Source organism: Streptomyces sp. NPDC088923 (assembly GCF_044749745.1).
In the GTDB taxonomy this organism is placed as follows: domain Bacteria; phylum Actinomycetota; class Actinomycetes; order Streptomycetales; family Streptomycetaceae; genus Streptomyces.
The window spans coordinates 1,445,583-1,468,494 of sequence record NZ_JBIVIO010000001.1 but is presented as its reverse complement, the minus strand read 5'-3'; the positions used below and the strand labels follow the sequence as shown (position 1 = coordinate 1,468,494).

Here is a 22,912-nt window from a genome sequence, read left to right as displayed (position 1 = left end):
CGCTACAAGTGCCTGCGCCGCTCCGCGCTGTGCCGCTCGTACTCCTTGCGGGCCCGCACCGTCGACGGGTGGGTCGTCGTCTCGGCCACGGGCACATCCCACCACGCCTGCGCGGGGGGCGCGCCGGACACTGTGTCGGTCGTTTCGGTCTCGACGTAGACACATGTGGGACGGTCCGTCTCGCGCGCCTCGGCGAGCGCCTCGCGCACCTCGCGGACGGTCCGGGCGCGCAGCACGCGCAGCCCGAGGCTCGCGGCGTTCGCGGCGAGGTCGACGGGGAGCGGGGCGCCGTTGTAGGCGCCGTCGGCGGTGCGGTAGCGGTACGCGGTCGCGAAGCCGTCGGCGCCGACCGCGCGCGAGAGGCCGCCGATCGACGCGTAGCCGTGGTTCTGGAGGATCACGAGGGTGAGCGGCAGGTTCTCCTGCACCGCCGTGACGAGTTCGCCGGGGAGCATGAGGTACGTGCCGTCCCCGACAAGCGCCCACACGGGGACCCCCGGCTGCGCGAGGCACACGCCGAGCGCGGCGGGGATCTCGTAGCCCATGCAGGAGTACCCGTACTCGACGTGGTACTGGAGCGGGCCGCGCGTGCGCCAGAGTTTGTGCAGGTCGCCGGGGAGCGAACCGGCCGCGTTGATGACCACGTCCTCGTCGCCGACCACGGCTTGCAGCGCGCCGACGACGTGCGCCTGGTTGGGGCGTACGAGGTCGGCGATGCCGTCCTCCGGCTGCGTGTAGCCCTCGACGCGTTCCTCCCACAGCGCCTTGTCGAGCGTGTACTGCGCGATCTCGGCCTCGTCGACCCGCCAGCCCGCCAGCCGCTCCGTGAGCGCTTCGAGTCCCGCGCGCGCGTCGGCGACGAGCGGGATCGCGCCCTGTTTGTGGCCGTCGAAGGAGGTGATGTTCAGGTTGACGAAGCGCACCCCGTCACCGCCCGTGCGCGCGCCGCCCTCGAAGAGCGTCGCGGACGCGGTCGTGAAGTCGCTCCACCGGGTGCCGACGCCGAGGACGAGGTCGGCGGCGCGGGCGAGTTCGTCGGCCGTCGCGGTGCCCGTGTGGCCGATGCCGCCGACGTCGGCGGGGTGGTCGTGGCGCAGCGCGCCCTTGCCCGCCTGGGTGGAGGCGACGGGGATGCCGGTCGCGTCGGCGAGCGCGCGCAGCGCGTCCTCGGCCGCGCTGTAGCGGACGCCGCCGCCCGCGACGAGCAGGGGGCGGCGCGCGGCGCGGATCGCCGTGACCGCCTCGTCGAGCGCGGCGGGGTCGGGCGGGGGCCTGCGGATGTGCCACGTGCGCTCGGCGAGGAACTCCTCGGGCCAGTCGTACGCCTCCGCCTGGACGTCCTGCGGCAGCGCGAGCGTCACCGCGCCGGTCTCGGCGGGGTCGGTGAGGACGCGCAGCGCCTCCAGCGCGGCCGGGATCAGGGCCTCGGGGCGGTGGATGCGGGCGAAGAACCGCGAGACGGGCCGGAGCGCGTCGTTGACAGTGATGTCGGCCGAGACCGGGTGTTCGAGCTGCTGGAGCACCGGGTCGGCGGGGTGGGTCGCGAAGTAGTCGCCCGGAAGGAGGAGGACGGGCAGCCGGTTGACGGTCGCGAGCGCGGCGCCCGTGACGAGGTTGGTCGCGCCGGGGCCGATCGACGTCGTGACGGCGTGCGTGGCGAGGCGCCTGCGGTGGCGCGCGAAGCCGCTCGCGGCGTGCACCATCGCCTGCTCGTTGCGGCCCTGGTGGAACGGCATCGCGTACGGGCCGTCCACGGCGCCGTACTCGACGACCGCCTGCCCGAATCCGGCCACGTTGCCGTGCCCGAAGATGCCCCACAGGCCCTGCACGAAGCGCTGCCGCTCGCCGTCGCGCTCGCTGTACTGGCGGCTGAGGAAGACGAGGAGGGCCTGCGCGACCGTGAGGCGACGCGTCTTCTGGGGCGGTTGCGGGGGCAACGGGGAGGCGGGCGCGGGTCCCTGCTCGTCGCTCATGCGCGCTCCTCGGCGGAGGTCAGGGGCAGGCGGGGGTCCTGCGCGATGCCCGCCCACGTGTCCCGTACGCCCTCGTGCGCAGGGTGGTCCGTGATCAGCCACTCGCGGGACGGGCCGGGACCCGCCATGACGTTGAGGTAGTACAGGTGGCGCTCCGGGGGCGCGACCGAGGGGCCGTGCCAGCCGTCGGGGATGAGCACGACGTCCCCCGGGCGCACCTCGGCGAGGACCTCGGTGCCGCCCGCGCGCGAGGCGCTGACGCGCTGGAGGCCGTAGGCGTCGCCCGGGCCGTGCGGGTCCGAGAGTTCGAAGTAGTAGATCTCCTCCAGCTCGCTCTCCCGCCCGGGGACCGCCTCGTCGTGCTTGTGCGGCGGGTACGAGGACCAGTTCCCCGCCGGGGTGAGGACCTCGACGACCATGAGCCGGTCGCACGCGAAGCCCCCGGCCTGCGCGAGGTTGTTGACCTGCCGCCCGGCCCGCCCGGCCCCGCGCAGCTCGACGGGGACCTCCGGCGCGGGGCCGTAGCGGGCGGGGAGTCTGCGCCCGCAGGTCGCTCCTGCCAAAGCGAAACGGCCTCCCGCGCCGGAGGAGATCTCGGCGCGCGCGTCCCTCGGGAGGTACGCGAAGTCACTCACCGCGCCGAAGACGGAGGATCGCCCGCGCAGCGCGAACTCCTCCCCGTCCACGCGCACCGTACCGCCGCCCGCGAGCGGCACGACGAGCCATTCGTACTCCCCCGTGACCAGCACGTGCCGCGCCCCGGGCGGCAACTCGATCACGCGGAGCGCCGTGTGCCGCAGGAGAGGGGTCCGGGCGGGCGAGACGTCGAGGGCGAAGGGGATGGTCACGGCCGTGCCCGCGCGGATGTGGGGGGAGGTCAGGAGGGGGCGCGGCGGGGGCGGCGGCGCGGGTACGCGTGCGTCCTCGCCGGAACGCCGGGGTGCCCCCGTACGGCTCTCACTGCCATCCATCGCGCTCGCTCCCTCTCACCGCTTCGTCGGCCGTCCCGCCGCTCCCACTCTGCTCTCCTACCCGGCGGCGCGCATCGGTGAGCGGTACGGACGGGGCGTCACCCCGTGCGAAGCATCACCCCGTACGCGACCCCCGACCCGCCCCCGCCTCACCCCGCCGCCGCGAGCGCCTCCCGCACCTCGTGCGGGTACGGCATCGCGGTCGAGCACTCCAGGCGGCCCGCCACGATCGCCCCCGCCGCGTTCGCGAAGCGGATCGTCTCGGCGAGGGGGCGGCCCGCGAGGAGCCCTTCGCACAGCGCCCCGCCGAAGGCGTCGCCCGCGCCGAGCCCGTTGACGACCTGCACCGGGAGCGGCGCGACCTCGACGACCGTGCCGTCCCGGTGCGCGGCGAGCACCCCGGCTGGGCCCTGCTTCACGACCGCGAGGGTGACGCCCGCTTCGAGCAGCGCCTCCGCGCAGGCGCGCGGCGTCGTCGCGCCCGTCGCCACCTCGCACTCCGTCAGGTTCCCGACCGCGACGCTCGCGTGCCGCAGTGCCCGCGCGTAGGCGGGGCGGGCCTCGGCGCGGCTCTCCCAGAACATGGGCCGCCAGTCGAGGTCGAAGACGGTGAGCGCGCCGGGCGCCGCCCTGTGCCGCTCGGCGAGCGCCCCGAGCGTCGCCGCACGGCTCGGTTCGGCGCACAGCCCCGTCCCCGTCGTCCAGAAGACCCGCGCGCCCCGGACCGCCTCGTGATCCAGTTCCTCGGCGCGGATCTCCAGGTCGGGGGCCTTGGGGAGGCGGTAGAAGAGCAGCGGGAAGTCGTCGGGCGGGTGCAGTTCGCAGAAGGTGACGGGCGTAAGGAGTCCCGGGACCTCGGAGACGTACGAGGTCCCGACGCCGAGGGCGCGCAGTTCGTCCCGGACGAAGGTCCCGAAGGGGTCGGCGCCGGTACGGGTGATGACGGCGGCCCGCAGCCCGAGCCTGGCCGCCGCGACGGCGACGTTGGTCGCCGAACCGCCGAGGAACTTCCCGAACCGCTCGACGCGCGCGAGCGGCACACCCGATTCGAGCGGGTAGAGATCGACGCCGGTGCGGCCGATGGTGAGGACGTCGAGGGGCGGGGGCGGCGCGTCCGGGCGCGTACCCGTGCGGTCCTCGTACGGGTGCTGTCCTGCGGCCATGCGCGCCTCCGGGCGGTACGGGATATCAGCCTGAAAGCCCGTCCGACCTGTGTCAACCGGGCCTTCGCCCCTCTCCTGGCCGGTCACCGCTGGTTGACACCCACTCCCGCCTTCCTGATCGTGGAGTGATGCCCCCGGTCCCGCAGCCTCCGCAGTCCCCGGCGTCCCCGCTCTCCCGTATCCGCGTCGGTTCGGCGCCCGATTCCTGGGGCGTCTGGTTCCCCGAGGACCCGCTCCAGGTGCCCTGGCGGCGCTTCCTCGACGAGGTGGCGCGGGCCGGGTACGAGTGGATCGAGCTGGGGCCGTACGGGTACCTGCCGACCGATCCGCGCCGGCTCGCCGAGGAGACCGCGCGGCGCGGGCTGAAGGTCTCGGCCGGCACCGTCTTCACCGGGCTGCACCGTGGTCCGGCCGTGTGGGAGGACACGTGGCGGCAGGTCGCGCGGGTCGCCTCGCTCGCGCGGGCGAGCGGCGCGGGGCACCTCGTCGTGATCCCGGCGTTCTGGCGCGACGACAAGACGGGCGAGGTCCTGGAGGACCGCGAGCTGACGGCGGCGCAGTGGCACGACCTCGCGCGGCAGACGGAGCGGCTCGCGCACGAGGTGCGGGAGCGGTACGGGCTCCGCGTCGTCGTCCACCCGCACGCGGACACCCACGTCGCGGGCGAGGCCGATGTCGCGCGGCTCCTCGACGCGACCGATCCCGACCTCGTCTCGCTGTGCCTGGACACGGGGCACTACGCGTACTGCGGCGGCGACAGCGTCAAGCTCATCGAGACGTACGGCGACCGCGTCGGCTACCTGCACCTCAAGCAGGTCGACCCGGCGGTGCTCGCGCGGGTGCGGGCGGAGGACCTGCCCTTCGGGCCCGCCGTCGCACGCGGGGTCATGTGCGAGCCGCCGACCGGCGTTCCGGCGCTCGAACCGGTGCTCGCGGCCGCGCAGCGCCTCGGCGTGGACCTCTTCGCGATCGTCGAGCAGGACATGTACCCCTGCCCGCCGGAGCGCCCGCTCCCGGTCGCCGCGCGCACGCGGTCCTTCCTGCGCTCCTGCGGGGCCTGAGCCGTGCGGGCCGGTGCGGCGGCGCTCCCCCATCCCCGCCTGCGCCCGGGTGTGCTGCGCTACCACGGTTATCGGCTGGCTGTTCCGCGCCCGCGCCTTGAGGTGCCGGTGGGCGCGGTGACGCTGGTGCTCGGTTTCGGTGCGCCGGTGCGGGTCAGCGGGCCGGGGCAGGAGACGACGACGCTCGTCTCGCTGATCGGGGGCCTCACGACGCTGCCCGCCGTGGGCGAGCACCTGGGCGCGGGCGCGGGGATCGAGGTCCTGCTGACGCCGTGGGCGGCGTTCCGGCTGCTCGGCGTCGAGCAGCACACGCTGGCGCGGCGCTGCACGGACCCGGGGGCGTTGCCCGGCGGGGAGCGGTGGCCGCGGCTCGCCGAGGCGCTGGAGGAACTGCCCGGCTGGCGGGCGCGGTTCGCGCTGCTCGACCGGGCCCTCACGGCGTGGCTGGAAGCGGGTCCCGCGTGGTCGCCGCGCGTCGAGTACGCGTGGCGGCTCCTGGAGCGCAGCGGGGGCCGGGTGCCGGTGCGGCGGCTCGCGCGGGAGGTGGGGTGGAGCGAGCGGCAGGTGCAGAGCCGCTTCCGCGAGCAGATCGGCCTCACGCCGAAGGAGGCGGCGCGGATCGTACGGCTCCAGCGCACGGTGCGGCTGCTGACCTCGGGGCTGAGCCAGGCGGAGACGGCGGCGCTGTGCGGCTTCTACGACCAGGCGCACCTGAGCGGCGAGTTCCGCGCGATGACGGGCCGGACCCCCGGGGCCTTCACGGCGGCGCGGGCGGCGGTGGCGGCCGCGGGAGGCGCGGCGGGCGAGGACGGAGAGGCGGACCGGTTGGGCGGGGCGGTGACGAGTCTGCTGCTCTGAGGCGCCCGGGGCGCGGGGCGGGGGACGCCTCCGGGTGCGGGCAGGGGGCGCCTCCGGGGGCGGGCAGGGGGTGCCCGCGGCGCGTCGGGAGCGCGCTGCGGGTTTTTCCAAGACCGCCCCCGGCCTGGCATGACAGCGTCGTGCCCCGCGAGCGATCCGCTCCCCGCCCGGGGGAACGCCGGGGAGGATCACGCGGGGCCCGGACCGCTGGGGGGCGGTCCGGGCCCTGCCATGTCGGGGGTGCTGGGCCGGGCAGCGACTCGTGGGTCCGGGCGGTGCCACATGGAGCGGGCGCGGGCCGGACCACGTCCCGGGGGGCCTCGGCGCGGCGTCCGCTTCGGCGGCGTCGGGGCGGTTTTAAGGTGAACGGCCGCATCACTCCCGTATCCCGCCCGGAGCCCCCCACCGTGTCCACCCCGTCCGCCCCGCCGCCCCCGCCGCGCCCCGTGCCCGCTCCCGCGGAGGGACCCGAGACGGGCATCCGGCCGGGGCTGTGGCGGCACTGGCTGTGGATCGGGGCCGTGCTGTGGGGGCTGACGGCCGGGGTCACGTACGTGACGGGGAACACGACGCTGTTGCCGACGCTGATCCTGCTCGGCAGTTTCCTCATCCCGGTGACCTTCGCGCTGTGGGCGTACGAGCGGCACGGCGAGGGGCTCGGTCTGCACCCGCTGCTGAGCTGTTTCGTCTCCGGCGGGGTGCTCGGCGTGCTCGGCTCCTCGCTCGCGGAGTACTTCCTGCTCCATCCCTCCGTGCGGGTGTACGCGGCGGTCGGGCTCATCGAGGAGGCCGTGAAGCTGCTCCTGCTGGCCTGGCTCGTACGGAAGTCGCACTGGCTGTACGGGGCGCGCGCGGGCGCGGTGCTCGGCGGCGCCGTCGGCTTCGGTTTCGCGGCGTTCGAAACCTCGGGGTACGCGTTCAACGCCGCGCTGTCCTTCGACGGCATCGATCTGCGGGCGCTGCTCCAGACGGAGATCCTGCGCGCGGTGCTCGCCCCCTTCGGGCACGGCCTGTGGACGGCGCTGGCGGGCGCCGTCCTGCTCGCGCACCGCGGCCCGGACGGCCGCTACCGGCTCAGCCTCGCCGTCCCCGTCGCGTACCTCGGCGTCTCGGCGCTGCACGCGCTGTGGGACTCGGTGCACGGGATCGCGCTGTGGCTGACCGAGAAGGTGACGGGGGAGCCGGTACGGGGCTCGGCGTCGACGCGTGACTTCCTGGTGGACGCGACGAGCGAGCAGCGCCACTACTACACGCTCTTCACGGTCGTGGGACTCGCCCTGATCACAGCCCTCGCACTGGCCTGGGGGCGGGCGATGACCCGCCGCGACCCCACTTGGAATCATACCCCCTAGGGGTATACAGTGGTCATCCTGCCGGGAATCCCTCAGGACCCTCCCGTCACGGTACGCCCGGCGTACCACGCACCCCAGCCGTCCCCGCGCACCCCCAGGCATGTCCCCCGGAACGCGGCCCACGAAGAGGAGAACGCCATGACGACCGACACAGCCGTCACCACCACGTACAAGGTCAGCGGCATGTCCTGCGGCCACTGCGAGGGCGCGGTGAGCGCCGAGCTGACCGAGCTTCCCGGGGTCGCCGAGGTGCGCGCCTCGGCGGCGAACGGCGAGGTCACCGTCGTCTCGACGGCCCCGCTCGACGAGGCCGCGGTCCGGGCCGCCGTGGACGAGGCGGGGTACGAGCTGACCGGCACCGTCTGAGCCCCCCGCCGGGAGCGCCGGCCCGCCTGGCGCGGGGGCGACCCCGCGCCACGCCGGGCGCCCCACATACCCCTACCCCGTACCCGTACTACCCCAGGGAGGTCCCCGACGTGAGCACGCCGCTCCAGGACAAGCAGGAGGCGGGCATAGCGAGGACCGGGACCGATGCCGCGTCCGCCGCCGAGCCCACCCAGGTCGAGCTGGCCGTGGGCGGGATGACGTGCGCCGCCTGCGCGGCCAGGATCGAGAAGAAGCTCAACCGCATGGAGGGCGTGTCCGCCTCCGTCAACTACGCGACCGAGAAGGCGAAGGTCAGCTACCCCGAGGGAACGGGCGTCGACGACCTCATCGCGACGGTCGTGCGGACGGGGTACACGGCGGAGCCCATCCTGCCCCCCGAGCCCGAGCCCGAGCCAGAACCCGGACCGGAAGCGGACGCGGCCCCGCAGGAGCGGTCCCCCGCCGATTCCCGCCTCGCCGACCTCCGCCACCGCCTCCTCGTCTCCGTCGTCCTCGCGCTCCCCGTCGTCCTGCTCGCGATGGTCCCGCCGCTCCAGTTCGACAACTGGCAGTGGCTCTCGCTCACCCTCGCCGCGCCGGTCGTGGTGTGGGGCGGCTGGCCCTTCCACCGCGCCACATGGACGAATCTGCGGCACGGCGCGGCGACGATGGACACGCTCGTCTCGATCGGCACGCTCGCCGCCTTCGGCTGGTCGCTGTGGGCGCTCTTCCTCGGCGACGCGGGGATGCCGCACATGCGGCACGGCTTCGACCTGACGGTGGACCCGGACCGGGGCACGTCGACGATCTACCTGGAAGTGGCCGCGGGCGTCATCGGCTTCCTGCTGCTCGGGCGCTACCTGGAGGCGCGCTCGAAGCGGAGCGCGGGCGCGGCCCTGCGGGCGCTGCTCGAACTGGGCGCGAAGGACGTGGGCGTCCTGCGGGGCGGTCGTGAGGTGCGGGTGCCGGTGGGCTCGCTGCGCGTCGGGGACCGCTTCGTCGTACGGCCCGGCGAGAAGGTCGCGACGGACGGCACGGTGACCGAGGGGGCCTCGGCGCTGGACGCCTCGATGCTGACGGGCGAGTCGCTGCCCGTGGACGTCGGCCCGGGTGACGCGGTCACCGGGGCGACGGTCAACGTCTCGGGCCGGCTCGTCGTCGAGGCGACGCGCGTCGGCGCGGACACCCAGCTCGCGCGCATGGCTCGGCTCGTGGAGGACGCGCAGAACGGGAAGGCCCGGGTCCAGCGGCTCGCGGACCGTGTCTCGGGGATCTTCGTGCCCGTCGTGCTCGTCATCGCGCTCGGCACGCTGGTCGGCTGGCTGCTCGCGACGGACGACGTGACGGCCGCGTTCACGGCGGCCGTGGCGGTCCTGATCATCGCGTGCCCCTGCGCGCTCGGCCTCGCGACCCCGACGGCCCTGCTGGTCGGCACGGGCCGCGGCGCCCAGCTCGGCATCCTCATCAAGGGACCAGAGGTCCTGGAGTCGACGCGGCGCGTGGACACGGTCGTGCTCGACAAGACCGGCACGGTGACGACGGGCCGCATGAAACTGCGCACGGTCGTCGCGGCCGAGGACACGGACGAGAAGGACCTCCTGCGCCTCGCGGGCGCGGTCGAGCACGCCTCGGAGCACCCGGTGGCCCGCGCGCTCGCGGAGGGCGCCGAGGGGCGCCTCGGCACGCTCCCCGCGGTGAGCGCCTTCGCGAACGAGGCGGGGCTCGGGGTGCGGGGAACGGTCGAGGGCCTGGAGGTACGGGTCGGCCGCGGCGCGCTGCTCGACGGGCTCCCCGTGCCCGAGGAGCTGACGCGCGCGAAGGCGGCGGCCGAGGCGGACGGCGCGACGGCGGTGCTCGTCGCGTGGGACGGGCGGGTACGGGGGCTGCTCGCCGCCGCGGACGCGGTGAAGGAGTCGAGCGCGCAGGCGGTACGGGAGCTGCGGGACCTGGGCCTGCGCCCCGTCCTGCTCACCGGGGACAACCGGGCGGTCGCCGAGGCCGTGGCCCGCGAGGTCGGCATCGACGAGGTCGTCGCGGAGGTCCTGCCGCAGGACAAGGCGGCCGAGGTGCGCAGGCTCCAGGAGAGCGGGCGCACGGTCGCGATGGTCGGTGACGGGGTCAACGACGCGGCGGCGCTCGCGACCGCCGATCTGGGACTCGCGATGGGTACGGGGACGGACGCGGCCATCGAGGCGGGGGACCTCACGCTCGTGCGGGGCGACCTGCGGGTGGCCGGCGACGCGATCCGGCTCTCGCGGCGCACGCTCGGGATCATCAGGGGCAATCTCTTCTGGGCGTTCGGCTACAACGTGGCGGCGATTCCGCTCGCGGCGGCCGGACTGCTCAACCCGATGATCGCGGGGGCGGCGATGGCCTTCTCGTCGGTCTTCGTCGTCTCGAACAGTCTTCGCCTCAGGACCTTCACATAGCCCCCGCAAGCCCCTTACGCTGAGCCCGGACACTCCGTCCGGGCTCAGCGCGGTTCAGGACGCGCAGGCCAGGGCGCCGTGACGCAGATCACATCGTTCCATGGGTAACCATGTGCCTGGTTCGGAGGTCTCACACCATGCCGGGAGACGTCTTGGGGGGCGTCGGCCGGCGGCAGGGAACGTCTTGGGGGATGTTCCCCGCAGCGAAGGCCGGGACGACGTGCGGCCGGGGAGCTTGAGCGGCCCTCCCGCGCGTACGCGTCCCGGCGAACCGCGGCACCACCTGAACGCCCGGCCGGATCCCGTGGGGGGAATCCGATCCCGGGGCACAGGAAGGCGCCCCGACCGTCAGCCCGTGGGGGGACTGGCGGGGGGGCGCCTTTCGCTTGGCGCGGGTCGCTTGGCGCGGGTCGCTTGGCGCGGGCGGCTGGAGGGGGTGCGCCTGGCCGCGCGGGCTTTTCGCGCTTCGCGCGGTGTCCTCAAACGCCGGACGGGCTGGATTTTTGGCTGGACGTTCTGCGACCAGAGGGCCCCGTCCGTGCGGACGGGGCCCTCTGGCATGGCTGCGGGCGGGTCAGCGGCCCTCGACCGGGACGAAGTCGCGGTTGACGTAGCCCGTGTAGATCTGGCGGGGGCGGCCGATGCGGGAGCCGGGCTCCTTGATCATCTCGGTCCACTGGGCGATCCAGCCGGGGAGGCGGCCGAGCGCGAAGAGGACCGTGAACATCTCGGTGGGGAAGCCCATCGCCCGGTAGATCAGACCGGTGTAGAAGTCCACGTTCGGGTAGAGCTTCCGCTCGACGAAGTAGTCGTCGGCGAGCGCGTGCTCTTCGAGCTTCAGCGCGATGTCCAGCAGCTCGTCGCTCTTGCCGAGCGCCGAGAGGACGTCGTGCGCCGCCGCCTTGATGATCTTCGCCCGGGGGTCGAAGTTCTTGTAGACGCGGTGCCCGAAGCCCATGAGCTTCACGCCGTCTTCCTTGTTCTTCACCTTGCGGATGAAGGTGTCGACGTCGGAGCCGTTGGCCTGGATGCCTTCCAGCATCTCCAGGACGCTCTGGTTGGCTCCGCCGTGCAGCGGGCCCCACAGCGCGTTGATGCCCGCCGAGATCGAGGCGAACATGTTGGCCTGCGAGGAGCCGACGAGGCGGACCGTCGAGGTCGAGCAGTTCTGCTCGTGGTCGGCGTGCAGGATGAGCAGCTTGTCGAGCGCCGAGACGACGACCGGGTCGAGCTCGTAGTCCTGCGCGGGGACCGAGAAGGTCATGCGCAGGAAGTTCTCGACGTAGCCGAGGTCGTTGCGCGGGTAGACGAACGGCTGGCCCACGGACTTCTTGTACGCGTAGGCGGCGATCGTCGGAAGCTTGGCGAGGAGGCGGATCGTGGAGAGGTTCCGCTGCTCCTCGTCGAACGGGTTGTGGCTGTCCTGGTAGAACGTGGACAGCGCGCTGACGACCGAGGACAGCATGGCCATCGGGTGGGCGTCGCGCGGGAAGCCGTCGAAGAACCGCTTGACGTCCTCGTGCAGCAGGGTGTGCTGCGTGACGTCGTTCTTGAAGGTCGAGAGCTCGTCGACCTTGGGCAGCTCACCGTTGATGAGGAGGTACGCGACCTCCAGGAAGCTGCTGCTCTCGGCCAGCTGCTCGATGGGGTACCCGCGATAGCGGAGGATCCCCTGCTCACCGTCGAGGTAGGTGACGGCGGACTTGTACGCGGCGGTGTTCCCGTACCCGCTGTCCAGGGTCACCAGACCGGTCTGGGCGCGCAGCTTCCCGATGTCGAAGCCGTTGTCACCGACGGTGCTCTCGACCACCGGGTAGGTGTACTCGTCATCGCCGTACTTGAGTACTACCGCGTTGTCGCGTTTCTCGCTCACGTCATCCCTCACCGACGTAGTGCCTCTTCTTCGAGGTGCCCTGACTGTGTCTACCTTCCCCCATTTGGACGAGGAAAGTGCACTCGGGGCCGACCATTGGCCCTATTGGCGGCACTGAGTGCCGTCGACAGCCTTGCCATCCTGCCGCCTCCCCACCGGTTGCGGAAGGGCAGGGTGACGTTTCCCACCGTTTTGATCGATCATTTTTCCCTACGTCACCCGCAGGTGACACACCGGGGGTACCGGCGAGTACGAGACGTGTCCGGAGGACGCCATCGGGTGAGGACCCGGCCGACTCGCGGGGTACGTGCGGTGGGCGGTGGCCCGATCCGTAAGAAATTCACCGGGACGAGTGAGACGCGGGAGATTCGGCGGCCGCTCCCCCGGCCGTCCCCTCCCGCTGCCCGGGGACCCCGGGGGCCCGGAGGCGGCCTGCGAGGCCCGTGTGGCGGCGGCCCGCCGAGACCGTACGGACCGCCTGGCCGAGGGCGCGGCGGGAGCCGACGAGGACGACGAGGCGTTTCGCGCGCGTGACGGCCGTATACAGCAGGTTGCGTTGCAGCATCGTCCACGCGCTCGTCGTGAGGGGCACGACGACGGCCGGGTACTCGCTGCCCTGCGAGCGGTGGATCGTCATCGCGTAGGCGTGCGCGAGTTCGTCCAGCTCGTCGAACTCGTACACCACGTCCTCGTCCTCGTCCGTGCGGACCGTCAGCCGCTGCTCCACCGTGTCGAGCCCGGTCACGACGCCGACCGTGCCGTTGAAGACGCCGTTCTCGCCCTTCTCGTAGTTGTTGCGGATCTGCGTGACCTTGTCACCCACCCGGAAGACCCGCCCGCCGAAGCGCTTCTCCTCGGTGCGCGGGCCCGGCGGTGTCAGCGCCTGCTGGAGCAGCGCGTTGAGCGTGCCCGCGCCCGCCGGGCCCCGGTGCATCGGTGCGAGGACCTGCACGTCGGTACGGGGATCGAGGCCGAAGCGCGCGGGGATGCGACGCGCCACGACGTCCACCGTCAGGCGCCCCGCCGCCTCCGTGTCCTCCTCCGCGAACAGGAAGAAGTCCTTCAGGCCCTGCGTGAGCGGGTGCTGACCCTCGTTGATCCGGTGCGCGTTCGTCACGACGCCGGACTCCCGCGCCTGCCGGAAGATCCGCGTCAGGCGGACTGCGGGGACGGGGCCGCCCTCGCTCAGCAGGTCCCGCAGCACCTCCCCCGCGCCCACCGAGGGCAACTGGTCCACGTCGCCCACGAGCAGCAGGTGCGCGCCCGGTGCGACCGCCTTGACCAGCTTGTTCGCGAGCAGCAGGTCCAGCATCGACGCCTCGTCCACGACGACGAGGTCCGCGTCGAGCGGCCGGTCCCTGTCGTACGCCGCGTCCCCGCCCGGCTTCAGTTCGAGCAGCCGGTGCACCGTCGACGCCTCGGCCCCCGTCAGCTCCGCGAGCCGCTTCGCCGCGCGGCCCGTCGGCGCCGCGAGCACGACCTTCGCGCGCCGCGCGCGGGCCAGTTCGACCACGGACCGCACCGTGAACGACTTCCCGCAGCCCGGTCCGCCGGTGAGGACGGCGACCTTGCGGGTCAGCGCGAGCCGCACGGCGGCCTCCTGCTCGGGGGCCAGCGTGGTGCCGGTCTTCTTCGCGAGCCACCCGAGTGCCGCGCCCCAGTCCACGTCCTGGAAGCCCGCGAGCCGGTCGTCCGGGGCGCCGAGCAGACGGCGGACCTGACCGGCGAGGGAGAGTTCGGCGCGGTGGAAGGGGACGAGGTACACGCCCGTCACCGGCTGCCCGTCCGGGTCCGTGAGCCGCTCCCGCACGACCCCTTCCGGGTCCTCGGCCAGCTCCCCCAGGCACTCGATCACGAGCCCCGTGTCCACGCCGAGCAGCTTCACCGCGTCGCTGATGAGCCGCTCCTCGGGCAGGTAGCAGTGGCCCTGGTCCGTCGCCTGCGAAAGGGCGTACTGGAGCCCCGCCTTGACGCGCTCCGGGCTGTCCTCGGGGATGCCGACCGCGCGGGCGATGCGGTCGGCCGTGAGGAAGCCGATGCCCCACACGTCGGCGGCGAGCCGGTACGGCTCCGCCTTCACGACCTCGATCGAGTCGTCCCCGTACTTCTTGTAGATGCGCACCGCGATCGACGTGGACACCTCGACGCTCTGGAGGAAGACCATGACCTCCTTGATCGCCTTCTGCTCCTCCCACGCGGCGATGATCTTCGCGACGCGCTTGGGCCCGAGCCCCCGCACCTCGATGAGCCGCTTCGGCGCGCTCTCGATGACGTCGAGCGTGTCCGTCCCGAAGTGGCGGGTGATCCGGTCGGCGAAGACGGGCCCGATGCCCTTGACGAGCCCGGACCCGAGGTACCGCCTGATGCCCTGGATCGTGGCGGGCAGGACCGTCGTGTAGTTCTCGACGACGAACTGCTTCCCGTGCCTCGGGTGCGAGCCCCACCGCCCCCGCATCCGCAGCGCCTCCCCCGGCTGCGCGCCGAGCAGCGCCCCGACCACGGTGAGCAGTTCGCCGCCGCCCCGCCCGGTGTCCACGCGGGCGACGGTGAAGCCGTTCTCCTCGCTGGCGAAGGTGACGCGTTCGAGGGTGGCTTCGAGAACGGCGAGCGGCGATGCGGCGGCGCGGGCCTGGTCGCCGGGAGTGCGGGGGGCCATGGGGGGACGGTATCGCTGCGGGCTGACGCGAGGGGGCGGGGCGGGAGGTTCCGGGGGCGGGGCGGGAGGTTCCGGGGGCGGGGCGGGAGGTTCCGGGGGCGGGCGGCACCATACGTACGTGAACGAACGACCCGCCGCGCGCCCTGTGACCGTCCGCCCCCGTCTGCCCGAGGACCTGCCGTCGGCGGGGACCGCTCTCGTACGCGTCCACGCGAGCGACGGGTATCCCGTGGAGGGGGTCGCCGACCCGGTGGGGTGGTTGCTGCCGGAGGGGCTGGCGGCGGCGTGGGTCGCCGTCGTGGACGGGGAGGTCGCCGGGCACGTCGCCGTGGTCGAGGCCGGCGGGGCGCTCGTGCTCGTACGCCTCTTCGTCGTGCGGGAGGTGCGGCGTGGCGGGGCCGGGGAGGCGCTCGTCCGGGCGGCGGAGAGGTTCGCGCGGGAGCGCGGTCGCGGGCTTGAACTGGAGGTCCTGGGGAAGGACCGGGCGGCGATGCGCCTGTACGAGCGGCTGGGGTGGCGGCGCGGCGGGGAGCTCGTGCACGAGTTCGGGGCCGGGGAACGGGCGGCGGGGGCACGGTACTTGGCGCCTTGAGGGCCTTGAGACCTTGAGGGCTTAGCGGAGATGCCGGCCTGGCACGGCTCGGCGTCGGCCGTCGTCTTCGCGGTCAGGCCGTGGCCGCCTCCCGTATTCAGCGGCCTTTCCTGGGCAGGATAGAGCTGTTCGCGACGCCCCGGTCCCGGGCCGCGGATGATCCGTCCACGAGTCGGCCGAGGAGCGCACATGCTGGAGATCAAGCCGGAGAGCGCCTTCGGGCGGGGCTACGAGGTGCTGGTGGACGGAGTGACCGTCGCCCACTGGTCCTCCCGCCTCTGGAGGTCCGGTGGGCAGGTCGAACTGGCGGGCGAGACCTTCGAGTTCAGGTCCGGGGGCTGGGGGCGCTCCTTCGAGATGCTCGCGGGCGGCACGGTACGCGCCGAGGCGCACCGCTCCGGCGTGCGCTGGCTCGTCACCGGCGAGGGCGGCGCGTACGAGCTGGGGCGGCCGTCGTTCCTGCGCGGGAAGCGTCAACTCGTCGCGGGCGAGCGCGTCCTGGGCGAGTTTCAGAGCAGGGGCTTGCGTGGCGGCGTGACCGCCGACCTGGGCGAGGTGCCGGTGCCGCTCCAGGTCTTCGTGGGCCTGGTCGTGCTCACGCTCCAGCGACGCCAGCGGACCGCCGTGGCCGCGTCCTCCAGCAGCGGGTGACTAGGGGTAAACCCTGACGGGAACCCTGAGGGATCTCCGGGGCGCGGTGGGGCGCGAGGACGATTCCCGGGCTGGGTGAGGGCGGCAGGATCTCCCTCAACACCGTTTTCCCAGCAGGGGGTTGCTCTCGTGTCCAGGTTCTCGCGTCGTCTCGTCGTCTCCGGTGCCCTGGTGCTGTCGCTGTCGCTCGGTGGCGCCGTCGCCGCCGCTCCCGCCTTCGCCGCCCACGGGGGTACGGGGGTGACCGCGCGCGCCGGGGACGGGATCTCCAATGTGCGGGCCGCCGCGTTGCGGGACGCCGTCGCGGGGCTGCCCGCCGGTGATGCCACCGCCGCACTCGTGCGCGTCGGCGGGGACGGAAGGTGGCGCGGGACGACGGGGGTGCACGATGTCGCGAGCGGGCGGAACGCCGACGCGGGGGCGCGGTTCCGGGCCGGGTCGACGACGAAGACGTTCACCGCCGCCGTCGTCCTGCAACTCGTCGACGAGAAGCGGATCTTGCTCGACCGCTCCGCCCGCTCCTACCTGCCCGGCCTCGTCCCACCCGCCTACCAGGACGTCACCGTACGGCAGTTGCTCAACCACACCAGCGGCATACCGGCGGCGCCCGGCGAGCCCCGGACCCCCGAGGAGGTCTACGCGCACCGCTTCGACCGCACCACGCCCGAGGCCATGGTCCGCGCCGCGACGGCCGAGCCGCCCGAGTTCGCGCCCGGCACCGCGCAGCACTACCTCAACATCAACTACACGGTCCTCGGCCTCCTCGTCGAACGCGTCACGGGCCACCGCTTCGAGGACGAGGCCACCCGCCGCGTCCTGCGCCCCCTCGGCCTGCGCGACACGTACTTCCCCGGCACCGGTGCCACGATCAAGGGCCCCCACAACCACGGCTACCAGCTCTACGCGCTGCCGGGCGGGGGCACCGAGTTGCGGGACGTGAGCGACTGGGACCAGACGCACTCGTGGGCGGCCGGCGACCTCGTGTCCACCACCGCCGACCTGGAGCGCTTCGTCTCCGCGCTCTTCCGGGGCCAGGTCGTCACGGGGCCCGCGCTGGCGGAGATGTTCGCGCTGCCGGGCGACGAGGTCCGCATGTACGGGACGGTGGACCCCGCGAAGCCCGGGTCCGGCGAACCCGCCGCCTACAGCGCCGGCCTGAGCCACGCCGTCGTCGACGGGATCGACGTGTGGGGCAAGACGGGGGCCCGCTACGGGTACTCCGCCGGGTTCATGGCCACGCAGGACCTCTCCCGCACCCTCGTCTACAGCGTCAACAGCACGGACGCGAAGGCGCAGGGCGTCAACAAGCGCGTGCTCGGGCTCGGGGGCGCGGCCTTCGGGCGGCTTCCGGGCGAGGAGGACGGCAGGCGCTGACCCGGCCTCGGGGGATCAGAGCCCCGTCAGGCCGCCACTGCCCCCGTGGAACCGCCCGCCCGAAACCGGAAGGGCCCGTCCGCCGCAGCGGCCGGGCCCTTCCGGTTTCCCCCCGTCGCCCAGGGCTTCCCCCCTCGGGAATCCCCCCCGGGTTTCCCCCCCATCCCTGGCGACACCACGTATGACCTGGCACTGGGGCGGAGGGTTGTACGACCTCTGAAGGTTTTTCTGGCGGCGGCCCCGGGGGGCGGGTCGCGCCCCGCTCACACGTACCGCGCGAACCGTTCCGCCGTCGTCGCGAGGAGCTTCCTGCCGTCCCCGGCCCACAGCTCTTCGTTGAAGAGTTCGACCTCGATCGGGCCCTCGTAGCCGTTCGCGTCGGCGCGCTCGCGCCACCACGCCAGGTCGATGGCGCCGTCCCCGAGCTGGCCCCGCCCGTTGAGGACCCCGGCGGGGAGCGGGGTGATCCAGTCGGCGAGCTGGAAGGCCGCGACGCGGCCTCCCGCGCCCGCGCGGTCCAGGGCCGCGGGGGCCCGGTCGTCCCACCAGATGTGGTACGTGTCGACGCACACGCCGACCTGCTCGGCCGGAAAGCGTTCGGCGAGGTCGAGTGCCTGCGTGAGCGTCGAGACGACGCAGCGGTCCGAGGCGAACATCGGGTGCAGTGGCTCGATCGCGAGCCTGATCCCCGAGGCACCGGCGTACGGGGCCAGTTCGGCGAGCGCGTCGGCCACGCGCTCCCGGGCCGCCCGCAGATCGCGCTCGCCCTCCGGGAGTCCGCCGCAGACGAGGACCAGGACCCGCGTGCCGAGGGCCGCCGCCTCGTCGATCGCCCGGCGGTTGTCGGCCAACGCGGCCCGTCGCGCGCCCTGTTCGCTCGCCGTGAGGAAGCCGCCCCGGCACAGCGTCGTAACCGTGAGGCCCGCGTCGCGCACGAGCGCCGCGCTCGCCTCAAGCCCGTACGCCCGCACCGGCTCCCGCCACAGCCCGACGTTCCGTACTCCCAAGTCCGCGCAGGCGGAGACGAGTTCGGGAAGCGGAAGCTGCTTCACCGTCTGCTGGTTGATGCTGAAACGCGCGTGCGCTGTCACTGGGGCACTCCGTACACGTCGAGGAGCGCGCGCATCCGCCGGGCGGCGCGCTCCGGGTCCGGGAACAGGCCGATGGAGTCGGCGAGTTCGTAGGCGCGGGCGAGGTGCGGCAGGGAGCGCGAGGACTGGTGTCCCCCGACCATCGCGAAGTGCTCCTGGTGGCCCGCGAGCCAGGCGAGGAACACGACGCCCGTCTTGTAGAAGCGGGTCGGCCGCTGGAAGAGGTGGCGGGACAACTCCACCGTCGGGTCGAGTACTTCGCGGAAGCCGCGCACGTCGCCCGTGTCCAGGGCGCGGACCGCGCGCGCGGCGAGCGGGGCGAGGGGGTCGAAGATGCCCAGAAGGGCGTGGCTGAAGCCCTGTTCATCGCCCGCGATGAGTTCCGGGTAGTGGAAGTCGTCACCCGTGTAGCAGCGGACGCCCGCCGGGAGGCGGCGGCGCACGGCGATCTCGCGGTCCGCGTCGAGCAGCGAGATCTTGATGCCGTCGACCTTGTCCGGGTGCGCCGCGACGACCTGGAGGAAGGTCTCCGTCGCCGCGTCCAGGTCCGCCGAGCCCCAGTAGCCCGTGAGCGCCGGGTCGAACATGGGGCCGAGCCAGTGCAGGATCACCGGCTCGCGGGCCTGGCGCAGCAGGTGTCCGTAGAGCGTGAGGTAGTCCTCGGGCCCGCGCGCGGTCGCCGCGAGGGCGCGCGAGGCCATGAGGATCGCCTGCGCGCCCGCGTCCTCGACGAGCGCGAGCTGCTCCTCGTACGCCGCGCGGATCTCACCGAGCGTGCCCGCCGTGAGCTGGTCGGTGCCCGCCCCGGCGGCGATCCGGCCGCCGACCGCCCGCGCCTCGGCGGCCGAGCGGCGGATCAGCTCGGCCGCGCCCGGCCAGTCCAGGCCCATGCCGCGCTGCGCCGTGTCCATCGCCTCGGCGACCCCGAGCCCTTGCCGCCACAGGTGGCGGCGGAAGGCGAGGGTCGCGTCCCAGTCCACGGCCGCCGGGTCGTCGGCGCTGATGTCCGCGTACGGGTCCGCGACGACGTGGGCGGCGGAGAAGACCGTACGGGACGTGAGCGGCCCGCCCGCGTCCACGGCAGGCGGGGCGGCGCACGTGGGCTCGTACGCGTACGACGAGCCGTCCCCGGCGGGGAGTCGGAGCCTCACAGCGCGATCTCCGGTACGTCGACGCGGCGGCCCTCGGCCGAGGACTTGAGCCCCAGCTCGGCGAGCTGGACGCCGCGCGCGCCCGCGAGGAGGTCCCAGTGGTAGGGGGCGTCCGCGTAGACGTGGCGGAGGAAGAGCTCCCACTGCGCCTTGAAGCCGTTGCCGAACTCGCCGTTGTCCGGGACCTCCTGCCACTGCTCGCGGAAGACCTCCGTGGCGGGCAGGTCCGGGTTCCACACCGGCTTCGGGGTCGAGGAGCGGTGCTGGACACGGCACCCGCGCAGCCCCGCGACCGCCGAGCCCTCGGTCCCGTCGACCTGGAACTCGACGAGTTCGTCGCGGTTGACCCGTACCGCCCACGAGGAGTTGATCTGCGCGACCGCGCCGCCTTCGAGCTGGAAGATCCCGTACGCGGCGTCGTCGGCCGTGGCCTCGTACGGCTTGCCGCGCTCGTCCCAGCGCTCGGGCAAGTGCGTCGCGGTGAGCGCCTGGACGCTGCGGACGCGGCCGAACAGCTCGTGGAGCACGTACTCCCAGTGGGGGAACATGTCCGTGACGATGCCGCCGCCGTCCTCCGTGCGGTAGTTCCAGCTGGGGCGCTGCGCCTCCTGCCAGTCGCCCTCGAAGACCCAGTAGCCGAACTCGCCGCGCACCGACAGGACGCGGCCGAAGAAGCCGCCGTCGATGAGGCGCTTGAGCTTGAGCAGGCCCGGGAGGAAGAGCTTGTCCTGCACGACGCCGTGCCTGATGCCGGCCGCCTCGGCGCGGCGGGCGAGGTCGAGCGCCTCTTCGAGCCCGGTCGCCGTGGGCTTCTCGGTGTAGATGTGCTTGCCCGCCGCGATGGCCTTCTTCAGGGCCTCCTCGCGTGCCGAGGTGAGCTGCGCGTCGAAGTAGATGTCGATCGCCGGATCGGCGAGCACCGCGTCGAGGTCGGTCGACCAGCGGCTCAGGCCGTACCGCTCGGCGAGGGCGCGCAGGGCGTGCTCGCGGCGGCCCACGAGGACGGGTTCGGGCCACAGGACCCTCCCGTCGCCGAGGTCGAGCCCGCCCTCCTCGCGCAGCGCGAGGATCGAGCGGACGAGGTGCTGGCGGTGGCCCATCCGCCCCGTCACACCGTTCATGGCGATGTGCACCGTCTTGCGTTCCACGGGGGTCCCTTCTCGCGGCGGTCGCCGGACGCGCCTGAGTCAGCGCGCGCGGCGGTCGCCGGACGCGCTTTGGTAAGCGCTTTCTACGGAGGGAGACGCTAGCCTCTGCGCAACGGGGACGACAAGACCCCCGCCCGCCGGCTTCCTCGCCGGCCCGACCGGTCCCGGAGGACGAGATGACCGTGACGCTCTCGGATGTGGCTTCCCGTGCGGGGGTGTCTCCCGCCACCGTCTCCCGGGTGCTCAACGGCAACTACCCGGTCGCCGAGGGCACCCGGGAACGGGTGCTGCGGGCCGTGGACGAACTGGACTACGTACTGAACGGGCCCGCGAGTTCGCTCGCCGCCGCGACCTCGGACCTCGTCGGGGTGCTCGTCAACGACATCGCCGACCCCTTCTTCGGCATCATCGCGAGCGCGGTGCAGTCGCAGATCGGGGGGCCCGGGGGGCGTGCGGGCGGGGAGCGGCTCGCGGTGGTGTGCGGGACCGGGGGCGCGCCGGAGCGCGAACTCACGTACCTGACGCTGCTCCAGCGGCAGCGCGCCGCCGCCGTCGTGCTCACCGGGGGCGCGACCGAGGACCCCGGGCACAGCGCGGCCGTCGCCGACAAGCTGCGCAAGCTCGGCGCGGCGGGGACGCGGGTGATCCTGCTGGGGCGGCCCCCGCTGCCCGACGCGGGCCCCGGCGTCACCGCGCTGACCTTCGACAACCGGTCCGGGGCACGCGAGTTGACCGCCCATCTGATCGCGCTGGGCCACCGTCGCATCGGCTGCGTGGCGGGACCGCCCGAGCGCACGACGACCCGGCACCGGCTCGAAGGCCACCGGGCGGCGCTCGCCGAGGCGGGGGTCGAGGAGCTGCCGGGCGCGACCGCGCACGGGGCGTACGACAGGGCCTCGGGGCACCGCGCGGTGGGGGAACTCCTCACTCGCGTACCGGACCTGACCGCGATCGTCGCGGCCAACGACACCGTGGCGCTCGGCGCCTGCGCGGCCCTGCGGGAGCGGGGACTGCGGGTCCCCGAGGACGTGTCCGTGACGGGCTTCGACGACCTCCCCTTCAGCGCGGACGCGCTCCCGGCGCTCACGACGGTGCGGTTGCCGCTCCAGGGAACGGGGGCGCGGGCGGGGCGGATCGCGACGGGGCGGGACGCGGTACCGGCGGGTGGCGAGGAGCTGGTGGCGGGGGAACTGGTGGTACGGGGGTCGACGGGGCGGGCGAAGTAGCGGCGGGAGGCGGCGGGAGCACGTACCCCCGTTCCCGCCCGCGCACCCGCACCCGCACCCGCACCCGTGAGAGCTTCGGCGCGCCAGCAGGAATACGCGCGCCGCCTGCGGTCAGGCTGTGCGACAGGACGGCCCGCCGGGGCCACGGCAGAAGCGACGAAGGAGCTCAAGGCATGAAACTGGCGTTCTCCACCCTCGGTGTCCCCGGGCTGCCCCTCCCCGAGGTCGTACGCCTCGCCGCCACGCACGGCTACCACGGCGTGGAGCTGCGCGCCCACCCCGAGGAGCCGCTCAACCTCAGCAGCACGGCCCCCGAACGCGCCGCCGCTCGGCAGCGGTTCGCCGAGGCCGGGATCGAGGTGCTCGGCGTCGCCGGTTACGTGAAGATCGCCGGGCCCGGCGACGACGAGCCGTACCTCACCGAGACGCGCGCGCTCCTCGAACTCGCCCACGACCTCGGCGCGGGCTTCGTCCGGGTCTTCCCCGGCGGGGGTACGGAGCAGAGCGAGGCGGAGGCCGACGCGATCGCCGAGCGGCGGCTCGGGCTCGCCGCCGAGCACGCGGCGGCGCTCGGCGTCCGCATCCTCCTGGAGACCCACGACTCGCACCGCACGGGCGCGGCGGCCACCCGCGTCCTCGGCACGGTCGGCCACAAGTCGACGGGCGCCCTGTGGGACACCATGCACACGTGGCTCGGCGGCGAGCAGCCCGAGGAGTCCTACCTCGCGCTCGCCCCGTACCTCGGATACGTGCAGGTCAAGGACATCGCCTCGCGCGAGGACACGACGCCGCTGCTGCTCGGCGCCGGGGTGCTGCCGCTCGCCGAGGTCGTGGAGGTGCTCACGCGCGAGGGCTGGGACGGGTGGCTGTGCTGGGAGTACGAGAAGCGCTGGTACGCGGACGCCGCCGAGCTCGCGCCGCTGCTCGGCCCGGGCGCGGAGTACCTGCGGAGGCTGCTGAACGAGGCGGCGTGAGCG

The 22,912-nt window shown here is 73.7% G+C and carries 18 protein-coding genes; 10 read left to right on the top strand and 8 right to left on the bottom strand.

Features of this window, described 5'->3' with window-relative positions; all coding sequences use genetic code 11:
* Window positions 1-2: 2 nt before the first annotated feature.
* The 3 genes from iolD to iolC form a co-directional block, all read right to left on the bottom strand.
* A complete protein-coding gene (gene iolD, locus ACIP4O_RS06790; RefSeq protein WP_401572368.1) occupies window positions 3-1,973 on the bottom strand; it encodes a 3D-(3,5/4)-trihydroxycyclohexane-1,2-dione acylhydrolase (decyclizing) in 1,971 nt (656 codons plus the stop codon).
* Window positions 1,970-2,944 (bottom strand): 5-deoxy-glucuronate isomerase, encoded by a 975-nt coding sequence (gene iolB / locus ACIP4O_RS06785; protein WP_401572365.1) that lies wholly within the window; start codon window positions 2,942-2,944, stop codon window positions 1,970-1,972. Before iolB ends, iolD begins: the two co-directional genes overlap by 4 nt.
* Before the next feature lie 149 nt (window positions 2,945-3,093).
* A complete protein-coding gene (iolC, locus tag ACIP4O_RS06780; RefSeq protein ID WP_401572362.1) occupies window positions 3,094-4,107 on the bottom strand; it encodes a 5-dehydro-2-deoxygluconokinase in 1,014 nt (337 codons plus the stop codon).
* A 128-nt stretch (window positions 4,108-4,235) separates the two neighbouring features.
* Here iolC and ACIP4O_RS06775 point away from each other — a divergent pair, with 128 nt between their 5' ends.
* The 5 genes from ACIP4O_RS06775 to ACIP4O_RS06755 all read left to right on the top strand — a co-directional run bounded on the left by ACIP4O_RS06775 (window position 4,236) and on the right by ACIP4O_RS06755 (window position 10,173).
* Entirely contained in the window at window positions 4,236-5,168 is a 933-nt protein-coding gene (locus ACIP4O_RS06775) for a sugar phosphate isomerase/epimerase family protein (RefSeq protein WP_401572359.1), read from the top strand.
* A 3-nt stretch (window positions 5,169-5,171) separates the two neighbouring features.
* The gene (locus tag ACIP4O_RS06770) at window positions 5,172-6,026 is read left to right on the top strand and encodes a helix-turn-helix domain-containing protein (protein ID WP_401572356.1); all 855 of its coding nucleotides are present in this window, start codon (window positions 5,172-5,174) and stop codon (window positions 6,024-6,026) included.
* A gap of 407 nt (window positions 6,027-6,433) precedes the next feature.
* On the top strand, window positions 6,434-7,378 hold the full coding sequence (locus ACIP4O_RS06765; RefSeq protein WP_401572353.1) for a PrsW family intramembrane metalloprotease: 945 nt from the start codon (window positions 6,434-6,436) through the stop codon (window positions 7,376-7,378).
* A 138-nt stretch (window positions 7,379-7,516) separates the two neighbouring features.
* Complete coding sequence (locus tag ACIP4O_RS06760; protein ID WP_401572350.1) at window positions 7,517-7,744, top strand: heavy-metal-associated domain-containing protein; 228 nt, start codon at window positions 7,517-7,519, stop codon at window positions 7,742-7,744.
* A gap of 110 nt (window positions 7,745-7,854) precedes the next feature.
* On the top strand, window positions 7,855-10,173 hold the full coding sequence (locus ACIP4O_RS06755) for a heavy metal translocating P-type ATPase (protein ID WP_401572347.1): 2,319 nt from the start codon (window positions 7,855-7,857) through the stop codon (window positions 10,171-10,173).
* Between the two features lie 574 nt (window positions 10,174-10,747).
* On the opposite strand, the gene ACIP4O_RS06750 is transcribed toward ACIP4O_RS06755, so the two are convergent.
* Complete coding sequence (locus ACIP4O_RS06750; RefSeq protein ID WP_401572344.1) at window positions 10,748-12,046, bottom strand: citrate synthase; 1,299 nt, start codon at window positions 12,044-12,046, stop codon at window positions 10,748-10,750.
* Window positions 12,047-12,386: 340 nt separating this feature from the next.
* Window positions 12,387-14,702, bottom strand: a complete 2,316-nt coding sequence (locus ACIP4O_RS06745) for an ATP-dependent RecD-like DNA helicase (protein ID WP_401572341.1) — start codon at window positions 14,700-14,702, stop codon at window positions 12,387-12,389.
* Between the two features lie 118 nt (window positions 14,703-14,820).
* On the opposite strand from ACIP4O_RS06745, the gene ACIP4O_RS06740 reads away from it, so the two are divergent.
* The 3 genes from ACIP4O_RS06740 to ACIP4O_RS06730 all read left to right on the top strand — a co-directional run bounded on the left by ACIP4O_RS06740 (window position 14,821) and on the right by ACIP4O_RS06730 (window position 17,319).
* Window positions 14,821-15,294, top strand: coding sequence for a GNAT family N-acetyltransferase (locus tag ACIP4O_RS06740; RefSeq protein ID WP_401572338.1), 474 nt, complete (start codon window positions 14,821-14,823; stop codon window positions 15,292-15,294).
* Between the two features lie 189 nt (window positions 15,295-15,483).
* Window positions 15,484-15,945: a hypothetical protein gene (locus tag ACIP4O_RS06735; protein ID WP_401572335.1), complete on the top strand. Its 462-nt coding sequence runs from the start codon at window positions 15,484-15,486 to the stop codon at window positions 15,943-15,945.
* A gap of 129 nt (window positions 15,946-16,074) precedes the next feature.
* A complete protein-coding gene (locus tag ACIP4O_RS06730; protein ID WP_401572332.1) occupies window positions 16,075-17,319 on the top strand; it encodes a serine hydrolase domain-containing protein in 1,245 nt (414 codons plus the stop codon).
* 263 nt (window positions 17,320-17,582) lie between these two features.
* On the opposite strand, the gene ACIP4O_RS06725 is transcribed toward ACIP4O_RS06730, so the two are convergent.
* From ACIP4O_RS06725 to ACIP4O_RS06715, 3 genes are read right to left on the bottom strand one after another with little or no spacing between them, the layout of a single operon-like run.
* The gene (locus tag ACIP4O_RS06725; RefSeq protein WP_401572330.1) at window positions 17,583-18,410 is read right to left on the bottom strand and encodes a sugar phosphate isomerase/epimerase family protein; all 828 of its coding nucleotides are present in this window, start codon (window positions 18,408-18,410) and stop codon (window positions 17,583-17,585) included.
* The gene (locus ACIP4O_RS06720; protein ID WP_401572327.1) at window positions 18,407-19,561 is read right to left on the bottom strand and encodes a dihydrodipicolinate synthase family protein; all 1,155 of its coding nucleotides are present in this window, start codon (window positions 19,559-19,561) and stop codon (window positions 18,407-18,409) included. Before ACIP4O_RS06720 ends, ACIP4O_RS06725 begins: the two co-directional genes overlap by 4 nt.
* Entirely contained in the window at window positions 19,558-20,709 is a 1,152-nt protein-coding gene (locus ACIP4O_RS06715) for a Gfo/Idh/MocA family protein (protein ID WP_401572324.1), read from the bottom strand. Before ACIP4O_RS06715 ends, ACIP4O_RS06720 begins: the two co-directional genes overlap by 4 nt.
* Window positions 20,710-20,885: 176 nt before the next feature.
* Here ACIP4O_RS06715 and ACIP4O_RS06710 point away from each other — a divergent pair, with 176 nt between their 5' ends.
* Window positions 20,886-21,935 (top strand): LacI family DNA-binding transcriptional regulator, encoded by a 1,050-nt coding sequence (locus ACIP4O_RS06710; RefSeq protein WP_401572322.1) that lies wholly within the window; start codon window positions 20,886-20,888, stop codon window positions 21,933-21,935.
* A 173-nt stretch (window positions 21,936-22,108) separates the two neighbouring features.
* Window positions 22,109-22,909: a sugar phosphate isomerase/epimerase family protein gene (locus tag ACIP4O_RS06705; protein ID WP_401572319.1), complete on the top strand. Its 801-nt coding sequence runs from the start codon at window positions 22,109-22,111 to the stop codon at window positions 22,907-22,909.
* Window positions 22,910-22,912 lie beyond the last annotated feature (3 nt).